This window comes from Pseudomonas sp. BW16M2 (assembly GCF_014268865.1).
Classification (GTDB): domain Bacteria; phylum Pseudomonadota; class Gammaproteobacteria; order Pseudomonadales; family Pseudomonadaceae; genus Aquipseudomonas; species Aquipseudomonas peradeniyensis.
On record NZ_JABWRI010000017.1, the window covers coordinates 24,712 to 43,997 of the forward strand.

Below are 19,286 nucleotides of genomic sequence, written 5' to 3' on the forward strand. Positions count from 1 at the left end.
TCAGGCCACCGCCCGCCACATGGCGCACAGCGGATCGGCCTCGGCGTTCGCCGCGCACAGCTGCACAGCCGCCAGCTGCGAGGCCACCGTGCGCCCCGGCGCATGCAGGTACACCCGTGGCAGTTGCTCGCCGTACAGCTCACAGGTGCGCTCGATCAGTGCCTGCAGGGCCTGGTCGCTGTCGGCGCAGCCCTGCGCCAGCACCTGTTGCCAGGCACCGCCGGCGGCCAGCAGCAGCACGCTGCGGCGCGGCTCGGCGAGCACGAAGAGGAAGTCGCCCTGGGCCAGCTGCGCCGAGCAGCGGTTGTAGGCGGCCATCAGGTAAGGCTGCACCGAGCGCAGGCTCAGGCGGCTTTCCCGGCCCAGGGCCTGCAGGCCCTGGAGCAGCGCCTCGGGCAGCGCGGTGGCGATGCGCGCGGCGCCCGCCGGCTCCGGCGACAGCACGATGCGCCAATCGTCCAGGGCCTGGCCGTAGAGGTGTTCGAAGCAGGCCCTGGCGTAGCTGTCCAGTTCGCCCGGGGTGCCGATGGCGTCGCTCCAGGGCACCAGGCAGAAGCGGCTGTAGCGGGCCGAGAGCAGCACCCGCAGTTGCGCGCCGCGTGCCGGGTGCTCGCCAAGCAGGCCGCCCAGGGCTTCCAGGGCCGGGGCCCAGGCCGGCTGGGCAGCGTCGCAGTTGAAGGCGCGGCTGCCCAGCCACTGGTGTTGATGACCGTGCCAGCGACCCAGGCCGACACCCTCGGCGCCGAGCACGGCGCAATACCGATCAGGCGATAAATGTGACACGGTTGATCTCCTCGAGTGTGGTGCGGCCGTCGCGGACCAGGTCCAGGGCCGAGGCGCGCAGCAGGCGCAGGCCGCGTTGGCAGGCCAGCTGCTTGATCTGCGCGAGCGGGCGGCGTTCGACGATCATCTGCCGCAGGTCGTCGTCCAGGTGCAGCAGCTCGGCAATGGCGTTGCGCCCGCGGTAGCCACTGCCGCGGCACTGGCCGCAACCCTGGGCGCGCACGAAGCGCCAGCCGGCCACCGCGTCACGGGCCAGGCCCGAGGCCGCCAGCAGTTCGTCATCAGGCTCGCAGGGCACCGCGCAATGCGGGCAGGCCAGGCGCACCAGGCGCTGGGCCAGCACGGCGTTGAGCGCCGAGACGAAGCTGTAGGGGTCGACCTGCATCTGGCTGAAGCGGCCGATCACGTCGAACACGTTGTTGGCGTGGATGGTGGTGAACACCAGGTGCCCGGTGAGCGCCGACTGCACGGCGATCTGCGCGGTGTCCGGGTCGCGGATCTCGCCGACCAGGATCTTGTCCGGGTCATGGCGCAGGATCGAACGCAGGCCGCGGGCGAAGGTCAGGCCCTTCTTCTCGTTGACCGGGATCTGCAGCACGCCGGGCAGCTGGTACTCGACCGGATCCTCGATGGTGATGATCTTGTCGACGCCGTGGTTGATCTCGCTGAGCATGGCGTACAGCGTGGTGGTCTTGCCGCTGCCGGTGGGCCCGGTGACCAGGATCATGCCGTAGGGCTCGCTGGCCAGGCGGCGCAGGGCGCGCAGGGTGTGCTCCTCGAAGCCCAGGGCCTGCAGCTGCACGCCGCTGACCTGGTCGGACAGGTCCTGCTTGTCCAGCACCCGCAGCACCGCGTCCTCGCCGAAGATGCTCGGCATGATCGAGACGCGAAAGTCGATCTGCCGCTCGCCGATGGCCACCTTGAAGCGCCCGTCCTGGGGCACGCGCTTCTCGCCGATGTCCAGTTCGGCCATGACCTTGATCCGCGAGATCACCTGCTCGGCGAAGGCGCTGCCGCTGGCCTTGCCGGCGCCGTTGAGCACGCCGTCGATGCGGTACTTGATGGTCAGGCCCTGGCCGGTCATGCCTAAGTGGATGTCGCTGGCGTGCAGCTTGAGGGCGTCGTACAGGGTCGAGTTGACCAGCTTGACCACCCGGCTCTGGTCTTCGCTGATGCTGGTCAGCGACAGCCGCTGCAGCGGGTCGGCCTCGCCGCCGGCCTCGACGTCATGGCCGAGGGCGTCGACGGCGTGGAAGCTCTCTTCGTGGCGGGCCAGGAACGCGGCCAGGTCGGCGGCATGGACCAGGTACAGCGGCGCGCCCTGCAGGCAGTCGTCGATCCAGGCCAGGCGGGCGCTGTCGAAGGGGTCGGCGAACACCCCGACCCGCTCGCCACCGTGCTCGACCAGGGCGAATTCACGCTTCAGGCATTGCGCCAGGCTGACCTGGTCGAAGGCCGGGGTGCAGGCGAACAGGGTCTGGGTGGCGAGGACCGGGTAATGCAGGGTGGCGGCCAGGCGCTGGGTGAAGGTGGCAGGCGTGTCGCTGCAGAGACGCTCCAGGCAGGCCAGCAGGCGCTCTTCGCCGGCTTGCTGGCGGGCCTGGGTCAGGAGATCGCGGGGGTAGCCAGCAATCGCGGGGCAAGCCCGCTCCCACGAGTCCGTAGCCAGTTGCGTGGGAGCGGGCTTGCCCCGCGATTGCTCCAGTGGATCTGCATCGAATGCCTGGGACATGGCCTGCGACTCCGCTCAGGGGCGGCGCCGCAGGCTGGGGGACCTTGGGCGCCGCTATTCCCCGGTGAGCAGTTGTTCGTCGTCAGGTTCGCCTGGCTTGGCGCCGTTGCGTCGGCGGTCGGCCAGGACCCAGCTGCCATCGTACAACTGCAAGGGGAACGACTCGTTCCTGTTCTGGCGTCGTTCGACGAACCCCGCGGCCGGCTGGTCGGTGCTCCTGCGCTGGCGCTCGATGCCCATCAGGTCGAAGACGGCGCGGGCCAGTTCCATCAGCGGGAACGGCTTGAACAGGACATGGGTCACACCCAGCTCGGCGGCGCGCTCACGGACCTCGGCGGTCGGGTGGGCGGTGATCAGCACGAAATGACACGACCTGTTCCTGCGCACGGTCTCCAGGACCTGAAACCCCTCCATGTCGGGCAAGCGGTAATCCAGCACGATCACGTCCGGTGCCAGGCTCTCGGCCTGATCGATGCCGCTGGCACCGTCATGGGCGAGATGGACCTCCAGGCCTTGCGCCTGCAGATACGCTTGCAGGTTCTGCGCAAGGGTCTGTTCGTCATCGACTACCAATACTCTGTTCACCAAGGTCCACTCCCATGAACTGCCCGGTTTCCCGGTCTGCGAAGTGCGGCCTTGTAGAGGCTTGAGCAGGCTTCGTGCCAGGCATGAAAAGTCATTGCGCACCGCTTTCAAGTCATTGATATCGTTGTCGCTTTCCATCCACCTCAGGCCGTGCCGGCAGGCCGTCCCCCACAACCGGGGAAGCTGATGGCACTTTGCCTTTGGGGCATTCCCCAACAGTGGGGGAACGCCCTGGCGCCGCTTCAATCGGCGCGCTCCACTGTAGCGGAATCACGCAAACGTTGGCGCACCGCTTGCCGCGCCTGAGCCTGCATTTGCGCGACGAGCGCAGCCCTGGCCAGGTGCAGGCCGTGTTCAGGTAAGACAGAAGTATTATCACTTTGGTTCTGCATCCCTTGCAGTCTTTGCCGATTGGCCTGATGGAAGGCCACGACCTCGGCTTCGCTGGGCTCGGCCACCGCCGTCAGACGGGCGTAGACCTGCTGGGCGGCCATCTCCTGACGAGTGTAGTCAGCGAAGCTGCGCCGATCGAAGCCCGCCTCCTCCAGGCGGCGCTCGAACACCGCGGGGCTGCCGAAGGCCGCCTCCACCTCGCCGACCCGCGCCGTCAACTGCGCCTCGCTGATCTCGACACCTTGGCGCTGGGCCTCCTGCCACAGCAGTTCCTTGTCGATCAGCTCGTCCAGGGCCTGCTCGCGCAGGCGCTGGTACAGGTTGGGGTTGCGGATGCTCGCCACCGCCCGACCCTGGGCCTGCAGGTATTCGCTGAAGTAGCGCTCCAGGCGCAGCACGCCGATGTCCACGCCATTGACTCGCGCCGCCGGCGTGTCGGCGTGGCTTGCCAGGGCAAGCAATGACAGCAGGCAGGCAATCAGTACGCGCATGGTCATCCACTCCTGAAAGGGTCATGGTGAGTCCGGTACCGGACGATACGGCGCCACCTCGACATAGCCCGGTCCCGGCAGGCTCACCGCCACTACATGGGCGCCCGCCATGCCCTGGCGCCGCCCAGGACCGAAGCCCAGCAGCGGTGTCAGCCCGGTGTCGACGTCATGCAGCTGTTCCAGGGCGCCGAGCAACTGTTCACGACTGGCGTCGCGCCCCACCTGTTTCAGCGCTTCGACCAGCAACTGCCAGGCACACAGCGTGCTCACCTGCAGCGACGCCTGGCGCGGTTCCAGCCCCTGGCGCTGCTGCACGCCGGCCAGGGTCGCCCGGCCTCGTGCGGTCCAATCGCCGGGCACGAACGGATAGGCCAGCAGCACCCGCCGCGACCAGGCCGGTGCCAGCCCCGGTACGGCACCGGCCACCTGGCTCGACGCGGCCAGCAGGTAGGGGTTGCGGCCGGCGGCCTGCAGGCTGGCGGCCAGCTCGGCGAACGCCTGGGCGCGCCCCAGGAAGACGATGCCCTCGCCTGCCGGCGCCTGGCCCGTGAACGCTTGCGCGGATACACCGGTAAAGCCCAACTGGCGCAAACGTTGCTGTACGACCTGTGCCGCCTCGGCCTGGTCTTCGCCGGCGTAGACCACCTGCACGGCATCGGCTGCCAGGCCAAGGCTGTCGCGGGCATGCAGGGCCACGCTGAGCAATTGCTCGGGCACGCCCGGCAAAGGGTCGAACACCTGGGCGCTGCCGCCACTGCGCGGCGTGGCGCCGATCAGCGGCAGGCCCGCCTGTTCCAGCTGGCGGCTGTCGAGCAGCGGTGCCACGGGGGCGATCAGGGCGAAAATCCGCTCGCGCTGGATCAGCTGGTCCAGCGCCTGTGCGGTACTGGCCGGATCCGGCCCCGGGTCCAGCGCGATCAGCTGCAAGCGACGGCCATGGATGCCCCCCGCCTGGTTCAGCTGGGCGACACCATCCTCCAGCACCGCCCTCACCGTCCGCCCGGCCTCGGCCAGCGGACCCTGTTCGGGCAGCAAGGTGCCGAGGCGCAGGATACCCTCCTCCACGCCCGGATCGCGGTCCTCGCCCAGGCGCTTGAGGTAGGCCGCCAGGTTGCGCTGGTCGGCCAGGCTCAGCTCGAAGCGCGGCATGGCCGGGTCCAGTCGATTGCCGGCGGGGTCGATGCCGCTGCGCACGACCCGCGCCAGGCTGGCTTCGGTATAGGCCGGGTAGCGTCGGTTGTTGACCTCGCGATCGCCCGGGCCGAGGGCCAGGCGCTGCCAATCCAGGCTTGGCGGGCGCACCCCGCCCTCGCTGCGGCCGCGCCCGTCGTTGCCGTGGCAACTGGCGCAGGGCAGCACGCTGGCCGGCACGCTCATGTCAGCGGGGCCGACCCGGGCCAGCAACTGGGCGTCGCTGCTGGAGACGCCTTCGCGGTAGAGGCGTTTGCCGGCGAGTTCCTGTTCGCTCAGTTGCACCGCCCCGCACAGGCACCACCACAGCATGAGCAGGGCCAACGTGGGAGCGGCGGTGCGCCTGTTCATGATGTCACCGCCCGGCCAACGGCTGGGCCAGCAGTTGCATGCGCTGGGCAATCGCCGCCGGTGGCGCGTCCGGGCGGATCTTGCTCCAGCGCTTGCCTGCCACGTCGCCGGCAATCAACTGCGTCGAATGCTGTTCGGGGCTGGGCAGGAACTGCCCCAGGCGCCCGAGCACCAGGTCGACGCTGGCCTTGTCGCCAGTCAGGAACAGCCAGTTCGGCCCGTCCACCCCTTGCTTGCGGGCAAACGCCTTGAGCACCTCGGGCGTGTCGTTCAGCGGATCGCTGCTCACCGAGACGAAGGTCACCTGCGCCGCAAGCTCGGCGCCCATGGCCTCGCGCACCTCGCGCAACTTGCGGGTGATCAGCGGGCAGGCGTCGTTGCAGTGGGTGAAGATCACGTTGAGCATCACCACCTTGTCCTTGAGCACATCGCTGTAGAAGCGCAGTTCGCGACCATCCTGGTCCTTGAGCACGGTGTCGGTGAACCAGGTCTGTGCATCACGGGTACCGCCGCCGCTGACCATGGGCTGCGGCGCGGGTTGCGGCGCCGGCGCGTGGCCCTCGTGGGCGAACGCGACCGAGGCGAGGATCCACAGGCAGCCGCCGAGCACCAGCCAGTCGAGGCTGCGCATGCCGGCATGGCGGGAGGTCTGCGTGCTCATGGCCGCACCTCCTGGCCGGCGATGGCCGTGCTCTTGGCGTGCACCCGGCGCGCGCTCAGGCGGTTGATCTCGCCGATCAGCACGTTGGGGTCGGTGAAGCCGTAGTAGCGCGTCCAGTGCCCGCTGCGGCCGTCACCGACCAGGATCAACGGAGGGTGTTCGCTGAGGTTGGCGCTGAAGCTGCCCAGCCCCTTGAGCGTCTCGCTGATGGCATAGGGCGAGCCGGTCAGCCAGCTCCACCCCGGCCCGTGCTGGAACGCCCGGGCGTACCCGGCCAGGCGTTTCGAGTCATCGCGCTGCGGGTCGACGCTGATCGACACCAGACGGATCTCCTCGCCCACCCGCCCGCCCAGCTGCTGCTGGACCTTGCTCATGATCGACGAGACCACCGGGCACACCGTGGTGCAGCTGGTGTAGATGAAGCCCATGACCACCAGGTGATCCCCCACCAGGTCCTGCTCCAGACGCACCGGCATGCCGTCCTGGTCCAGCAGCGCCACGTCGGCGAAGCGTACGCTGGCCTTCTCCTGGCGCGCGGCCGGTGGTGGCTCGGGCTGGCCGCCATGATCGTGGCCGGCGTGGGCCAGGGCCAGGTTGCTGGCCAGCAGCAGGCTCAGGCCCAGCAGTTTTCCGCCATGCAGACGCGTCATCGCACACTCCTGGCTTCCCCTTGGGAAGTGCTGGGCTTTGCTGCGCTCGGCAGGACGCGCAGGCTGGTGTAGTTGTCTTCGGTGAAGGCGCGCCCGAGGCTGGGCGACTGCACGTGCAGGTACCAGGCGCCGGCCTCGGCCAGCTCCAGCGGTGCCTGGTAGAGCCCGTCGCCCACCTCGACCAGCGCCACGTCGCGCGGTAGCGACGAAGGCGCGAGGAAGTAGCGCAGGCTCAGGTCTTCAAGCCCGTGGCGCGGCTTGCCATCCTCGCCGAGGATGCGTACCTGGGCCATGTAGGGCGCGTGTTGCAGCAATGGCCGCGCGGTGCCGATGAACTCGGCATGGGCCCGCTTGCGCAGACTCGACTGCGGCAGCGCCGCGACCTCGGTGCTGAAGCAATGGATGATCTGCGGCTGGTTGAGCAGGAACGCCACGTCGAAGGTTCCGGCCGCTGGCAGCTTGACCGTCGAGCCATACACCCCCGGCGCCACCTCGCGCAGGCTGCGATCGATGACCAGCGCGGCGCGTGCCTGGTGGCCGCGGTTGTTGTAGCCCGACATCGGCGCGTTCATGCCCTCGGCGTAGAAGTAGGTGGTGTTGTCCACCGGGTTGACCACGAACACCGAGTTGTCGTCGCGGGAAATGCTCACCCCCTGGGCCAGCGGCAGGTCACCGGCCTGGCGCGGCGCCGCCGGACCGGCCTCGAAGCCCTGGACGATCGGCGTGCGCCCCTGCCCGAGGCTTGCCAGGTTGATCATGCTCACCTTCGGCGAGGCCAGGCCGCGCACGTAGGCGTAGGCCTTGGTAAAGGTCAGCTGGTAGGGCTCGGCGGCCACCGGGATGTGGTGGATCAGCTGGTCGGTACTGGCATCGATCACCAGCGCCTGGTTCTCCAGGGTGTTGAGCACCACGCCGTAGCGGCCATCGTGGCTGAAACGCATCGGCCCCAGGCCCTGCTCGGCCTTGACCGTGTGGCGCAGGCTATGGCTGCGGGCGTCGATCACCCGCACCGTGCCCTCCTGGCCATCGACCACGTACACCGCCTGCGACAAGGGCGAGTAGGCCACCGACAGCGGATGCGGTCCGACTTCGAGGGTTTTCACCAAGCGCATCTGGGCGGTGTCGATGACGCTCAGGGTGCCGCCGTCGCGGTTACTGACGAAGGCGAAGCGCGAATCGGCGCTGAAGGCGATCTCGTGGTGGCCGGAGCCGGTGACGAACGACTTGAGCATGGTCCGGCTGGGCACGTCGATCACCGTCACCCCGCCCTTGGCCGGGTCCTGGCTGTTGTTGCCCACCCACAGCAGGCGCTGGTCGGGTTGCAGCGCCACCCGCAGCGGCTGCTCGCCGGCCTCCAGGGTGGCGACGCGGGTGAAGGTCTCGGTGTCGATCAGCGCCACCTGGTTGCGTTCGGGGATGGACACGAACACCTGCTTATCGTCACCGGTGGCCACCCAGTCCATGGGCCGACCCGGCAGGTCGATGCGCGCCAGGGTGCTGGTGACCCCGCCCACCGACACGGTCGGGTCGATCACGGTGAGGCTCGCGTCCTTGTTCAGCACCAGCAGGAAGTAGCTGTTCAGGTCGAGCAAAGGTCGAGCGCCGATGCTGCTCTTGAGGAACAACGCCACCCGCGCCTTGCAGCTGCTATCGCGGTCGCCGACCGGCGCCGACTGCGCAGGGTCGAGCCAGGCGCCGGGGGCCATGCCCGACAGCGGCTGGCCGCTTGACTGGTCGCTGACCTTGAAGCGGATATTGGCAAAATCGCCTTCACGCAGTTCACCGCCGCTGAGGGGGCGCGCCTCAAACTCCACGGTGACGCCGTCGCGGCTGAGCGTGTGCAAGGCTTGGGGATCGGCAGCCTCCTGCAGCAGCTCGCGGGGGTCGCACCAGAGCTTTTCGTAGGCCACGCCGAGGCCGATCAGCGCGGTGCCCAGCAGCAGGCCCAGGTAGGCTGGGCGCAGCTTGCGGTTCATGCCCGCGCTCCGCTGACGGGGATGGGCGCGCACGGGGCAGCGCCTTCGAGCGGGATGACCATGCTGCACCTCCACGGGGTTCAAGGCTTCTGTGGAGGGTGGAAGCAAGCGTTATGCCAGCAATAAAAGTGTTTTAAATCAATGTATTGTAGAAAGTAGCAGAGAAAACTGGGGAGGCTGCCCCAAAGACGGGGGGCGCTTTGCGCCCCGGCGATTACAAGCCAAGTGAGGCTTAATGCACCTTGCCCAATTCGACATCGTCCATCAACGCCTTGGCCAGGGCACTGAGATAGTGAGCGGCCCAGACCATGCGTGGTTCGCTCTCCGTTACCCCAACCAAGGTCAGAAGGAAGCGGTCAAGTCTGATGTTTGGGGCAAGGTTTCAGGTCAGACCTCCCGGGCATGTGCCACTGCCGCCGCCACCTGCTCAGCTGTTGGCCGCACCCCGGTATACAGCACGAACTGCTCCAGCGCCTGCAATGCAATGACATCGAGCCCGGTGATCACCGGCTTGCCCAGCGCCTCGGCGGCGCGGATCAAGGGCGTGCGCGCGGGCATGGCCACCACGTCGAATACCTGCTGCGCCGCCGCAATGGCGGTTTCGCTGAACGCCAACTGCTCGGCTTCAGGCCCTCCGGCCATGCCGATCGGCGTGACATTGACCAGCATCGGCGGACACCGGTCGCCCAGGTCCGGCAGCCAGCGATACCCGCAGATGTCCGCCAATTGCCGCCCGGCCTGCTCGTTGCGGGCGACGATGGTGCCCTCACGGAATCCTGCGTCACGCAGCGCACTGGCCACCGCCTTGGCCATGCCGCCGCTGCCGCGCAGGGCGAACGCGGTGCTCGGATCGAGCTCATGCCGGGCCAACAGTTGGCGCACGGCCAGGTAATCGGTGTTATAGGCCTTGAGATAGCCATCGGTGTTGACCAGGGTGTTCACCGAGGCGATGGCCGCGGCGGACGGATCGACCTCGTCCACCAGCGCCAGGCACGCCTCCTTGTACGGCATCGACACGCCGCAGCCGCGGATGCCCAAAGCGCGGATGCCGGCCACGGCGGCGGGCAGGTCCTGGGTGGTCATGGCCTTGTAGTAGTAATCCAGCCCGAGCTGGCGGTAGAGATGGTTGTGAAAGCGCACGCCGAACGTCCCGGGGCGCCCTGCCAGGGAGATGCACAGCACCGTGTCCCGGCTCGGTGAATGGCTCATCGCGGTTCCTCTGTCATGGCTGAATCGATTGTGCCAGCGTACCAGACCCTGCCGCCGGTCGCCCCTTACACAACCTTTACCCTTTGCCAGCGCGCACTTTACCGTGGCTGCGGTCATAGTTATCAGGCCCCGTGCGTGGGGTTGTCTTGCGAGGTGTTCGCCATGAAGCGTTTCATCCCCGGAATCGCCCTGCTGGTCGGTGCGCTGGCCATCAGCGGGCAGGCATCGGCCCATGGTGGCGGCGGCTGGTATGGCCCGGGGCCAGTGATCGGCGCGGCGGTAGTGGGCGCGGTGGTCGGGGCGGCGGTATCGGGCGGCCATGACCGTACCGTCTACGTCGAGCGCCAGCCGGCCTATTACCCGCCGCCTCCGGTCTACGTGCAGGCGCCACCACCGCCGGTCTACTACCAGCCCTATGTGGTCGAGCGCTATGTGCCTGCCCCGCCGCCACCGGTGTACCGTCGCTACTACGGCCCGCCACCGGTGTACTACGGTCCGCCGCGCTGGTAGGCGCCATAGTTGATAAAAGCAATGACCACTATCGAGGACATTGATTTCAAACCCTGAGGGCATCTGCGTAAGGTGGGGCCATGTTCGAGAGGAGATACACCATGGCCCCGATCCAGATCATGTCCGTTGTCGGCAGCGCGGTACCCAGCAGCCTGCGCCAACAAGGCCTGCTGGCCTGCTGGTACCTGATGCGCAACGGTGAAACCATCAGCGGCCCGCTGACCAGCCGCCGCTCGGCCGAGACCCTGGCCGGTCGCCTGCTCGGCGATACGTTCGCCGCCTGACCCCGAATTTGTTGTGCGTTGCTCCCTACGCCTCTTGTTGCCCGCCGTCATGGCGGGCTTTTTTTTGCCTCACAAGTGCCCGGAGCCCGGCGTCGCCCACGCCGCCAAAGGCAGCGGCGGTTGCTGGTCGAGGATGCGGCGCCAGATCAAGGCCAGCCTGCCGCCATCGAACAGGGACGCGGCTCCGCCGCCGATCCAGCCCCGGGGCTGGGAAACCGCCCATTGTCCGGCAGCGTCACGCCGGGCCATCTCGAAGCGGAAACTGTAGCTACCAGGCATGCCCATGCGCAGGTCGGTGACCACCAGCGAGTCGCCGATGATGTCGTAGCGCAACCAGTCATCGGTGAACCAGCGCAGCCGCTCGTGTAACGCGGCTCCCGCCAGTACCCCGGCCATCTCCAGGTTGCGCGACTGACGCAGCATCTCGGGCGGCTCGCGGTCGAACCAGCTGCTCACGCCCTCGTAGTAATCGCCCTCTGGGGTTTTCGCCAGCACTCGCCAGATCAGGCTGTTGAAGGCGATGGGCACCGCGCGGACCTCGCTGTTGGTGACGCCTTGCGCCTGCAGGGCCGTGGCGAAACGTTGCTCGGCAGCCATCCGCCCAGCCAGGCCGAAGCCCAGGTATGCAGTGCTGAACGCCAGCGCCAGGGAGAGCAGCACGGTCGCCCTGCCCTTCAGGCCCTTGACCGCCGCATAGCCGACCGCCAGCAGCAACGGCACGGTGTATACCGGGTCGATGATGAACACCGCGGCCCAGCTTTCCGGCGTCAGGTGCAAAGGCCAGAACAGCTGGGTACCGTAGACGGTGAACGCGTCGAGAATCGGGTGGGTGACCAGTGCCAGCCAGAAGGCCAGGAACAGCCGGGGCCGGGTGTAGCCCTTGTCCGGCCAGCGCCAGGCGACCAGCCAGGCCAGCAGCAAGGCCAGGCCGGTCAGGACGAAGATCGAGTGGGAAAAGCCACGGTGGAAGGTCATCTGCGACACCGGATCGGCGTAGCGGATCACCACATCCAGATCGGGCACGGTGCCCAGGGCAGCGCCGTAGAGCAGCGCACGGCGCCCCTGGAGGCGACCCAGCACAGTGCCCTGCAGGGCGGCGCCGAGTACGGCTTGGGTGAGTGAGTCCAAAGGGAACGGTTCCTGAGCGAGACCTGCGCAAGCTACCTGCTTCGCCAGTGAATATGCAAATAGCCATCGTGGCAGTCAGAACAGCTGCCAGGTGTACACCAGGATCAAGCGGTTCTCGTCGATGTCGCTGCGATAGTTCGAACGTGCCATCGCGTTGCGCACCCGGATCCCCAGCCCCTTGAACACCCCGCTCTGCACCGCGTAGCCCAGATCGATATCGCGCTCGCGATCCCGGCCTTCGAAGCCCTGCCCGGTGTCGACGTTGTCGCCGGTGATGTAGCGCACCGTCGCGGTCAACCCGGGGATGCCCAGGGCGGCGAAGTTATAGTCGTAGCGCAGCTGCCAGGAGCGCTCGTCGGTGTAGGCGAACTCGTAGGTCGGTACTTCGTTGCCTAGCGGCGAGATGTTGGCGAACACCCGGGGAAACGGGCTGTCGCCGTAGATGCCCTGGTAGCCGACATGAAAGCCGTGCCCGCCTCGCCGGGCAGTCAGCAGCGAGAAGAACGCCTGGTTGTCGATCCGCCCCAGCAGCGCGTCGCCTGCCTCGCGGGCGCTGAAGTAGCCGAGGTTGGCGCTGAGCACCCAGTCGCCCACCGGCTTGCTGTGCTTGAGGCCGACGAAACCCTGCCGGTAGATATCCTGCAGTTGCCCATACCACAAGCTGACACTGCTCTGGCCGGCATTGAACCCATAGTCGCCGCCCGCATAGTCGAAGGCGTCGCTCTGTGCCTGGCGCATCGGCACATGACCAAGCATGGCGTTCATCCTGTCGTCGCCACCCTCGTTGCGCAGGTGCGTGCTGCTCAGGTGACCGGCCTGCACCGTCAGGCCCTCCAGCTCGGCGGAACTGAGGCTGATGCCCTGGTAGGTCGGCGGCAGCAGGCGGATATCGCTGAAGGTGAGGACCGGCAGGTTGGGCTGCAGCTCGCCCAGGCGCAGCTCGCTCTTCGACCAGCGCGCCTTGAAGGTCGGCGCCAGGCGGCTGTACTCGGCCGCGGCGCGACCATCACCGTGCACCGGCAGCAGCCCGGTGTTGACCCGATCGGGGCTGCTGTCCAGGCGGATGCCCAGAAGGCCCAGGGCGTCCACACCGAAACCGACGGTGCCGGGGGTATAGCCGGACTTGAAGTCGAGGATGAAGCCCTGGGCCCACTCCTCGGCCCGGGACTGCCGGTTGGCGCCGACGATGTCGCCGTAGTCACGGCTGAAATAATAGTTGCGCGCGCCGAGGCTGGCTTTGGCGTCTTCGAGGAAGCCGCCTTCGGCGGCCAGCAGGGAGGGGCTGAGCAGGGTCAGGCCCAGGACGACGCAAGGGGTGTGATTCATTCCGAAGCTCTCTGATCTTGTTGTTATGTGATGAAGTGCTGGAACGGAGGGAAACCGGGGCTGCCCTTTGGGCTGCGCTGTCGCGCAGGGACCAGAGTTGCAAGCATCTGCAGCGTGGGAGCGGGCTTGCCCCGCGATGCGATGTATGGCACCGGCTTCGCCGGTGATCGCGGGGCAAGCCCGCTCCCACGCTGCCCTTGTCAAATCAACGGGCTACGTTTTGATCTGAGTAACGCAAGGCCTTCAAGCGGACTGCAAAGCCCGTGGCCTTGCGCTACGCTGCTCGGCCTCGCTGTCCTGTGCCTGCTGCAACTGGAAGTCGAAGGTCAGTTCGGCAACCCGCCCCTGCCCGCCGTCGCGCAACACCACCTCGCCCACCAGCCCTTCACGGGTGGCATAGGCGAAGTCGTCCCACAGGTAGCGGTCGCCGGCGAGGTTGATCTGGGTGGTCAGGTGGCGATGCCCCGGTGCCGAGATGAAGAAGTGAATGTGCGCCGGGCGCTGGCCGTGGCGACCGAGCTGGTCCAGGCATTCCTGGGTCGGCCCCTGCGGGTCGCAGCCGTAGCCCGACGGCACGATCGAGCGGGCGCGGTAGCGGCCATCGGCGTCGGTGACGATGCGCCGACGCAGGTTGTAGGCGGACTGGCTCTGGTCGAAGAACGAATATGTGCCCCGGGTGTTGGCGTGCCACAGGTCGACCGTGGCGCCGGCCAGCGGCTGGCCCTGCGGCCCGAATACCTGCCCTTCGAGGAACATCACCGTGGCCACGCCCTCCTCGCTGCCATCGTCCATGCGCGCTTCGCCCTCGGTAATCGGCGCGCCCGCCACATACAACGGGCCTTCGATGGTACGCGGGGTGCCGCCGCCCAGGCCGGCCCGGGCATCCTTGGCATCCTGCAGCAGGTCGAGGAAGTGCTCCAGGCCCAACCCGGCTACCAGCAAACCGGCCTCGCCGCGCCCGCCCAGGCGGTTGAGGTAGTCGACGGCGTGCCAGAACTCGTCCTCGCTGATCTCCAGGTCTTCGATCAGGCGCGCGGCGTCCTGCAGCACCCGCTGGACGATGCGCTTGAGCCGCGGGCTGCCGTTGTCGTTGTGCAGGCCCGCAGCCTCTTCGAAGAACTGCTGCACTTCAGGGGTATGGGAAATCTTCACGGTCATGATCAGGTACCTCTGGTTGTTCTTGTCTTGTGGGGTTCAGCGGTCGTCGGCATGGATCGACGAGGGATGACGGCACAGGCCGGCGACCTCGATGTCCATGTAGGGGAACAGCGGCAGTTGCAGCAGGGTGTCGTGCAGCGCCTCGACGCTGGGCACGTCGAACACGCTGTAGTTGGCGTAGTGGCCGGCGATGCGCCACAGGTGGCGCCAGGTGCCCTCGCGCTGCAGGCGCTGGGCCAGTTCCCTTTCATCGGCCTTCAGTTGCGCGGCCTTGGCCGGGTCCATATCGACCGGCAGTTTCACGGTCATCTTCACGTGGAACAGCATGGTGTCTCTCCTTGTCTCAGCGGCGGGCGAAGCGCGACAACTGCGCCTCGTCCAGGGTCAGGCCCAGGCCGGGGGTGGCCGGAACGTGCAGGTGGAAATCGCGGTAGGCTGGTGCTTCGCGGACGATGTCCTCGGTCAGCAGCAACGGGCCGAACAGCTCGGTGCCCCAGGTCAGCTGGCGCAGGGTGAGAAAGGCATGGGCCGAGGCCAGGGTGCCCACCGCCCCTTCGAGCATGGTCCCGCCATACAGGGCGATGCCCGCGGCCTCGGCGATCTGCGCGGTGCGCAGCACGGCGCGGGGGCCGCCGTTCTTGGCGATCTTCAGGGCGAAGACACTCGCCGCGCCCTCGGCGGCCAGGCTGAAGGCGTCCTCCACGCTCTCGATGGACTCGTCGGCCATGATCGGCGCCGGGCTGCGCTGGTTCAGGCGAACCTGGCCACCCCGGTTGATGCGCGAGATCGGCTGCTCGACCAGGTCGATGCCGTTGTCGCCCAGCACCTGGCAGGCGCGGATCGCCTGGGACTCGTCCCAGTACTGGTTGACGTCGACCCGCACACTGGCGCGCTCGCCCAGTTCGCGCTTGATCGCCAGCACGTGCCTGAGATCCTGCTCCAGCGCATTGGCGCCGATCTTCAGCTTGAACAGCCGGTGACGACGGATCTCCAGCATGTGCTCGGCCTCGGCGATATCCCGGGCGGTGTCGCCGCTGGCCAGGGTCCAGGCCACTTCCAGGCTGTCGCGTACTCGCCCGCCGAGCAGCTCGCTGACCGGCAGCCCCAGGCGCTTGCCCTGGGCGTCGAGCAAGGCACTCTCGATCGCCGACTTGGCGAAGGTGTTGCCCTTGGCGAGCGTGTCCAGCCTGAGCATGGCGGCGTTGATGTTGCCCGCGGGCAGGCCGATCAGTGCCGGCGCCAGGTGTGCGTCGATATTGGCCTTGATGCCCTCGGGGCTTTCGTAGCCGTAGGCCAGGCCGCCGATGGTGGTGGCCTCGCCGATGCCTTCCACGCCGTCGCTGCAACGCAGGCGCAGGATCACCAGGGTCTGGCGCTGCATCGTGTGCATGGCCAGCTTGTGCGGGCGAATGGTCGGCAGGTCGACGATGAGCGTCTCCAGCCGGTCGATGGTCGGGCGTGTCATGCAGGCTCCAGTTCAGTCAGGGTGGGAGTTCAGGCCGCTACGGCCAGGGCGTGGCGCCGGCCGCTGGCCAGGTGCACGGCCATGGCCAGCGCGGCGACGGCGCCGGGGATGGCGAAGGCGATGAAGTTCAGTTGCAGCGGCAGGTTGATGCCCATCAGCGCGCCGCCCAGCAACGGCCCGACGATGGCGCCGTAGCGGCCGATGCCGGAGGCCCAGCCCAGGCCCGTGGCGCGCACCGAGAGGCCATACAGCTGGGCGGCCCCGGCATACAGCAGGATCTGCGTGCCGATGGTGGTGGCGCCGGCGATGAAGATCAGCAGGTACAGCACCGGCATCGGGCTGTTTACCCCCAGCAGGCTGATCGACAGCGCGGCGGCGAGGAAGAACGCCACCTTGACCTTGACCAGGTTGTAACGGTCGCCCAGCCAGCCGCCGAGAATCGCCCCGGCCATGCCGCCGAAATTCAGCGCCAGCAGGAACGAGAGGCTCGAGCCGAGGCTGTAGCCGACGCTGGCCATCAGCTTGGGCAGCCAGGAGCTGAGGGCGTAAACCATCAGCAGGCAACAGAAGAACGCCAGCCACAGGGCCAGGGTGCGGATGGCCAGGCCGTTGCGGAACAGTTCGAGTACAGATGAGGCGTTGCCAGCTTCGCGGGGCAAGCCCGCTCCCACGACCAGTGTGTCGCGCTCGGTGACATCACAGGTCGGGTCGAGGCGCTTCAGCAGACTGCGGGCCTCTTCGGTACGGCCCTTGCGCACCAGGAAGCCGATGGACTCCGGCAGGTAGAACAGGATCACCGGCAGGAACAGCAGCGGCACGGCGGCGGCGAAGAACATCGATTCCCAGCCGAAACGCGGCAGCAGGAAAATGCCGATACCCGCCGAGAGCATGCCGCCCAGCGAGTAGCCACTGAACATGATCGCCACCAGGGTGCTGCGCAGGCGCTTGGGTGCGTACTCGTTCATCAGCGCCACGGCGTTGGGCATCAGTCCGCCACAACCCAGACCGGCAAAGAAACGATAGAGGCCGAATTCGCTGGGGCTGCTGGCGAAGCCGTTGAGGATGGTCGCCCCCGAGAACAGCGCGAAGCACAGGGCGATGCCCTTCTTGCGCCCGATGCGGTCGGCCAGGCTGCCGAACGCCAGGGCGCCGAACATCATGCCGAACAGCGCGTAGCTGCCCAGGGCGCCGGCCTGCAGCGGGGTCAGCGCCCATTCCTGCATGATCACCGGCAACACCACGCCGTAGATGAACAGGTCGTAGCCGTCGAAGATCAGCAGCAGGCCGCACCAGGCCATGACCATCCAGTGGAAGGGGGTGAAGCGGGCATTGTCGATGATCGCGTGGATGTCGAGTGTTCGCATGGCATCTGTCTCCGTTGTTCTTGTTGTGTGCAGAGAAACCTTGCCGGGGCGGCCTTCAGCCGAGGTCGCCACCGCCCACCGGCAGGGTCACGCCGGTGATGTACGAGGCCTCGTCAGAAGCCAGGAAGAGGATCGCGCCGACCTGCTCGTCGAGGCTGCCGTAGCGTTTCATCAGGCTGCTGGACAGGGTCTGGTCGACGATCTGCTGGTACCAGGCGCGCTCCTGGACGCTCTGCTCGGCCTCGTTGCGGGGGATGCGTCGCGGTGGCGCCTCGGTGCCGCCGGGAGCAGTGGCGTTGACCCGGATGCCGCGCCCGGCGGTCTCGAAGGCCAGGCACGCGGTGAGCGCGTTGACGCCGCCCTTGGCCGCGCCGTAGGGCACGCGGTTGACGCCGCGGGTGGCGATGGACGAGACGTTGACGATGGCGCCGCTGCCGCGTTCGAGCATGAACGGCAGCGCGGCGTGGCAGCACCACAGGGTGGGGAACAGCGAGCGGCGTACCTCGGCCTCGATCTGCTCGACCTGGTAGTGCTCGAAGGGCTTGGCCCAGATCGTGCCGCCGACGTTGTTGACCAGGATGTCGAGGCGGCCGAAGGTCTCGACGGCGCGGGCCATGACCTGGGCGCAGTCGGCATGCCGTTCGAGGTCGGCGGTGAGGGTCAGCACGCCCTCGCCCGCCAGTTCGTGGACCAGGTCGGAGCGGTCCACCGCCACCACCTGCGCACCCTCGGCCTTGAGCCGCCAGCACACGGCGCGGCCGATGCCCTGGGCGGCGCCGGTGACCAGGGCGACTTTGTTGTGGAATCTTGCATTCATGCTGACTTCTCCAATTCACCAGCGTGGGAGCGGGCTTGCCCCGCGATTGCGATCGCGGGGCCAGCCCGCTCCCACGAAGGCGAAATCACACGCCGAATAAAAAGAGGCCACCCTCACCCGCACGATGCAGGCAGCCCTGTGAAACCTCAGGCCGCCGCGGCGAACTTCTCGTAGTAGAAATTGGCCGGGGTGATGCCCTGCTCGCGGATGTACTGGCTGACCGCCTCGACCATCGGCGGCGGGCCGCACAGGTACACATCGACATCGCCGTCATTGAGGTGGCGCGGCTCGATGTGCTGGGTGACGTAGCCCTTTTGCGGGTACTGGCTGTCGGGGTTGGCCACACAGGCGCTGAAGGTAAAGTTGGGAATACGCGTGGCCAGGGCTTGCAGGCGGTCCAGTTCGACCAGGTCGAAGTCGTTGGTCACCCCGTACACAAGGTGTAACGGATGCGCGCTGCCCTGCTCGGCGATCTTCTCCAGCATTGCGGTGAATGGCGCGAGGCCCGTGCCGCCGGCCAGCAGCAGCAAGGGGCGCTGGATCGGCCGCAGGTAGAAACTGCCCAACGGGCCTGCCAGGCTCAGGCTGTCGCCGGCCTTGGCCAGTTGAGTGAGGAAGCTGCTCATCAGCCCGCCCGGCACATTGCGGATCAGGAAGCTGACTTCGCCGTCCTTGGGCAGCGAACTGAACGAGTAGGCACGGCTCTGCTCGCTGCCCGGCACCTTGAGGTTGACGTACTGCCCTGGCAGGAACGCCAGGCGGCTGAGCGCCTCGCCCTTGATCGACAGGGCGATGGTGCTGGCCGACAGCTGGCGCACGTCGCTGATGGCCGCTTCAAAGCTGGCCTGCTCGGTCTTGCACAGTTGCGACGAAGCCGGGATGCGCACCACGCAGTCGCTCTCGGCGCGCATCTGGCAGGTCAGCACGTAGCCCTGGGCGATTTCCTCCTCGCTCAGGGCATCCTCGATGAAGTTGTCGCCCAACGCGTATTGCCCGGACTCGGCCTTGCACTTGCAGGTGCCGCAGGCGCCGTCGCGGCAGTCCAGCGGAATGTTGATGCCCTGGCGGTAAGCGGCGTCGGCCACGGTCTCGTGGCCGGCGGCCTCGATGAAGCGGGTGACCCCGTCCTCGAAATTCAGTGCGATCTGGTAGCTCATGGTGCACCTCGCGGGCGAGCCTGGGCGCGGCGCGCCCTCAGGCACACCGACAGGC

Annotated in this window: 19 protein-coding genes and 1 pseudogene; 2 read left to right on the top strand and 18 right to left on the bottom strand. The window is 67.6% G+C overall.

The window, feature by feature from the left end; translation table 11 throughout:
- From HU735_RS16300 to HU735_RS16345, 10 genes and pseudogenes are all read right to left on the bottom strand, one after another.
- The gene (locus HU735_RS16300; RefSeq protein ID WP_186714334.1) at positions 1–783 is read right to left on the bottom strand and encodes a hypothetical protein; all 783 of its coding nucleotides are present in this window, start codon (positions 781–783) and stop codon (positions 1–3) included.
- A complete protein-coding gene (locus tag HU735_RS16305; protein ID WP_238349833.1) occupies positions 764–2,515 on the bottom strand; it encodes a GspE/PulE family protein in 1,752 nt (583 codons plus the stop codon). The genes HU735_RS16300 and HU735_RS16305 overlap by 20 nt, the downstream gene beginning before the upstream one ends.
- A 54-nt stretch (positions 2,516–2,569) precedes the next feature.
- On the bottom strand, positions 2,570–3,103 hold the full coding sequence (locus HU735_RS16310; protein ID WP_186714335.1) for a response regulator: 534 nt from the start codon (positions 3,101–3,103) through the stop codon (positions 2,570–2,572).
- A gap of 239 nt (positions 3,104–3,342) precedes the next feature.
- The gene (locus HU735_RS16315) at positions 3,343–3,984 is read right to left on the bottom strand and encodes a SurA N-terminal domain-containing protein (RefSeq protein WP_186714336.1); all 642 of its coding nucleotides are present in this window, start codon (positions 3,982–3,984) and stop codon (positions 3,343–3,345) included.
- A gap of 21 nt (positions 3,985–4,005) precedes the next feature.
- On the bottom strand, positions 4,006–5,487 hold the full coding sequence (locus tag HU735_RS16320; RefSeq protein ID WP_186714409.1) for an ABC transporter substrate-binding protein: 1,482 nt from the start codon (positions 5,485–5,487) through the stop codon (positions 4,006–4,008).
- Positions 5,488–5,530: 43 nt separating this feature from the next.
- The gene (locus HU735_RS16325) at positions 5,531–6,187 is read right to left on the bottom strand and encodes an SCO family protein (protein ID WP_186714337.1); all 657 of its coding nucleotides are present in this window, start codon (positions 6,185–6,187) and stop codon (positions 5,531–5,533) included.
- Positions 6,184–6,837 (bottom strand): SCO family protein, encoded by a 654-nt coding sequence (locus HU735_RS16330; protein WP_186714338.1) that lies wholly within the window; start codon positions 6,835–6,837, stop codon positions 6,184–6,186. Before HU735_RS16330 ends, HU735_RS16325 begins: the two co-directional genes overlap by 4 nt.
- On the bottom strand, positions 6,834–8,813 hold the full coding sequence (locus HU735_RS16335) for a cytochrome D1 domain-containing protein (RefSeq protein WP_186714339.1): 1,980 nt from the start codon (positions 8,811–8,813) through the stop codon (positions 6,834–6,836). The genes HU735_RS16330 and HU735_RS16335 overlap by 4 nt, the downstream gene beginning before the upstream one ends.
- Positions 8,814–9,045: 232 nt before the next feature.
- Positions 9,046–9,159: pseudogene (locus tag HU735_RS16340) on the bottom strand (DUF3077 domain-containing protein); the annotation flags it as partial.
- Between the two features lie 41 nt (positions 9,160–9,200).
- Positions 9,201–10,022: a shikimate 5-dehydrogenase gene (locus HU735_RS16345; protein WP_186714340.1), complete on the bottom strand. Its 822-nt coding sequence runs from the start codon at positions 10,020–10,022 to the stop codon at positions 9,201–9,203.
- A 162-nt stretch (positions 10,023–10,184) separates the two neighbouring features.
- Between HU735_RS16345 and HU735_RS16350 the strand changes: the two genes are divergently transcribed.
- Together HU735_RS16350 and HU735_RS16355 are read left to right on the top strand one after the other, a co-directional pair.
- Positions 10,185–10,532 (top strand): hypothetical protein, encoded by a 348-nt coding sequence (locus HU735_RS16350; RefSeq protein ID WP_186714341.1) that lies wholly within the window; start codon positions 10,185–10,187, stop codon positions 10,530–10,532.
- 101 nt (positions 10,533–10,633) lie between these two features.
- The gene (locus HU735_RS16355; protein WP_186714342.1) at positions 10,634–10,816 is read left to right on the top strand and encodes a hypothetical protein; all 183 of its coding nucleotides are present in this window, start codon (positions 10,634–10,636) and stop codon (positions 10,814–10,816) included.
- 69 nt (positions 10,817–10,885) lie between these two features.
- Here HU735_RS16355 and HU735_RS16360 read toward each other — a convergent pair whose 3' ends face one another.
- The 8 genes from HU735_RS16360 to benC form a co-directional block, all read right to left on the bottom strand.
- Positions 10,886–11,944, bottom strand: coding sequence for a metal-dependent hydrolase (locus HU735_RS16360; RefSeq protein ID WP_186714343.1), 1,059 nt, complete (start codon positions 11,942–11,944; stop codon positions 10,886–10,888).
- A gap of 75 nt (positions 11,945–12,019) precedes the next feature.
- Positions 12,020–13,270, bottom strand: coding sequence for an OprD family porin (locus HU735_RS16365; RefSeq protein WP_186714344.1), 1,251 nt, complete (start codon positions 13,268–13,270; stop codon positions 12,020–12,022).
- 243 nt (positions 13,271–13,513) lie between these two features.
- Positions 13,514–14,428 carry a catechol 1,2-dioxygenase gene (gene catA, locus HU735_RS16370; protein WP_186714345.1) on the bottom strand — a complete coding sequence of 305 codons (915 nt, stop codon included), beginning with the start codon at positions 14,426–14,428 and terminating at the stop codon, positions 13,514–13,516.
- A 36-nt stretch (positions 14,429–14,464) separates the two neighbouring features.
- Complete coding sequence (catC, locus tag HU735_RS16375) at positions 14,465–14,755, bottom strand: muconolactone Delta-isomerase (RefSeq protein ID WP_186714346.1); 291 nt, start codon at positions 14,753–14,755, stop codon at positions 14,465–14,467.
- A gap of 16 nt (positions 14,756–14,771) precedes the next feature.
- On the bottom strand, positions 14,772–15,893 hold the full coding sequence (locus HU735_RS16380) for a muconate cycloisomerase family protein (RefSeq protein WP_186714347.1): 1,122 nt from the start codon (positions 15,891–15,893) through the stop codon (positions 14,772–14,774).
- 29 nt (positions 15,894–15,922) lie between these two features.
- On the bottom strand, positions 15,923–17,257 hold the full coding sequence (locus tag HU735_RS16385; protein WP_186714348.1) for an MFS transporter: 1,335 nt from the start codon (positions 17,255–17,257) through the stop codon (positions 15,923–15,925).
- Between the two features lie 55 nt (positions 17,258–17,312).
- The gene (locus HU735_RS16390) at positions 17,313–18,074 is read right to left on the bottom strand and encodes a 1,6-dihydroxycyclohexa-2,4-diene-1-carboxylate dehydrogenase (protein ID WP_186714349.1); all 762 of its coding nucleotides are present in this window, start codon (positions 18,072–18,074) and stop codon (positions 17,313–17,315) included.
- Positions 18,075–18,220: 146 nt separating this feature from the next.
- Positions 18,221–19,231 (bottom strand): benzoate 1,2-dioxygenase electron transfer component BenC, encoded by a 1,011-nt coding sequence (gene benC / locus HU735_RS16395; protein WP_186714350.1) that lies wholly within the window; start codon positions 19,229–19,231, stop codon positions 18,221–18,223.
- Positions 19,232–19,286 lie beyond the last annotated feature (55 nt).

Bases quoted from the DNA above. Each gene is read 5' to 3' on its own strand.
- HU735_RS16325 (WP_186714337.1), bottom strand. From the start codon at position 6,187: ATGAGCACGCAGACCTCCCGCCATGCCGGCATGCGCAGCCTCGACTGG.
- HU735_RS16385 (WP_186714348.1), bottom strand. From the start codon at position 17,257: ATGCGAACACTCGACATCCACGCGATCATCGACAATGCCCGCTTCACC.
- HU735_RS16380 (WP_186714347.1), bottom strand. From the start codon at position 15,893: ATGACACGCCCGACCATCGACCGGCTGGAGACGCTCATCGTCGACCTG.
- catC (WP_186714346.1), bottom strand. From the start codon at position 14,755: ATGCTGTTCCACGTGAAGATGACCGTGAAACTGCCGGTCGATATGGAC.
- HU735_RS16365 (WP_186714344.1), bottom strand. From the start codon at position 13,270: ATGAATCACACCCCTTGCGTCGTCCTGGGCCTGACCCTGCTCAGCCCC.
- HU735_RS16305 (WP_238349833.1), bottom strand. From the start codon at position 2,515: ATGTCCCAGGCATTCGATGCAGATCCACTGGAGCAATCGCGGGGCAAG.
- catA (WP_186714345.1), bottom strand. From the start codon at position 14,428: ATGACCGTGAAGATTTCCCATACCCCTGAAGTGCAGCAGTTCTTCGAA.
- HU735_RS16390 (WP_186714349.1), bottom strand. From the start codon at position 18,074: ATGAATGCAAGATTCCACAACAAAGTCGCCCTGGTCACCGGCGCCGCC.
- HU735_RS16345 (WP_186714340.1), bottom strand. From the start codon at position 10,022: ATGAGCCATTCACCGAGCCGGGACACGGTGCTGTGCATCTCCCTGGCA.
- HU735_RS16320 (WP_186714409.1), bottom strand. From the start codon at position 5,487: ATGCTGTGGTGGTGCCTGTGCGGGGCGGTGCAACTGAGCGAACAGGAA.
- HU735_RS16355 (WP_186714342.1), top strand. From the start codon at position 10,634: ATGGCCCCGATCCAGATCATGTCCGTTGTCGGCAGCGCGGTACCCAGC.
- benC (WP_186714350.1), bottom strand. From the start codon at position 19,231: ATGAGCTACCAGATCGCACTGAATTTCGAGGACGGGGTCACCCGCTTC.
- HU735_RS16335 (WP_186714339.1), bottom strand. From the start codon at position 8,813: ATGAACCGCAAGCTGCGCCCAGCCTACCTGGGCCTGCTGCTGGGCACC.
- HU735_RS16350 (WP_186714341.1), top strand. From the start codon at position 10,185: ATGAAGCGTTTCATCCCCGGAATCGCCCTGCTGGTCGGTGCGCTGGCC.
- HU735_RS16315 (WP_186714336.1), bottom strand. From the start codon at position 3,984: ATGCGCGTACTGATTGCCTGCCTGCTGTCATTGCTTGCCCTGGCAAGC.
- HU735_RS16330 (WP_186714338.1), bottom strand. From the start codon at position 6,837: ATGACGCGTCTGCATGGCGGAAAACTGCTGGGCCTGAGCCTGCTGCTG.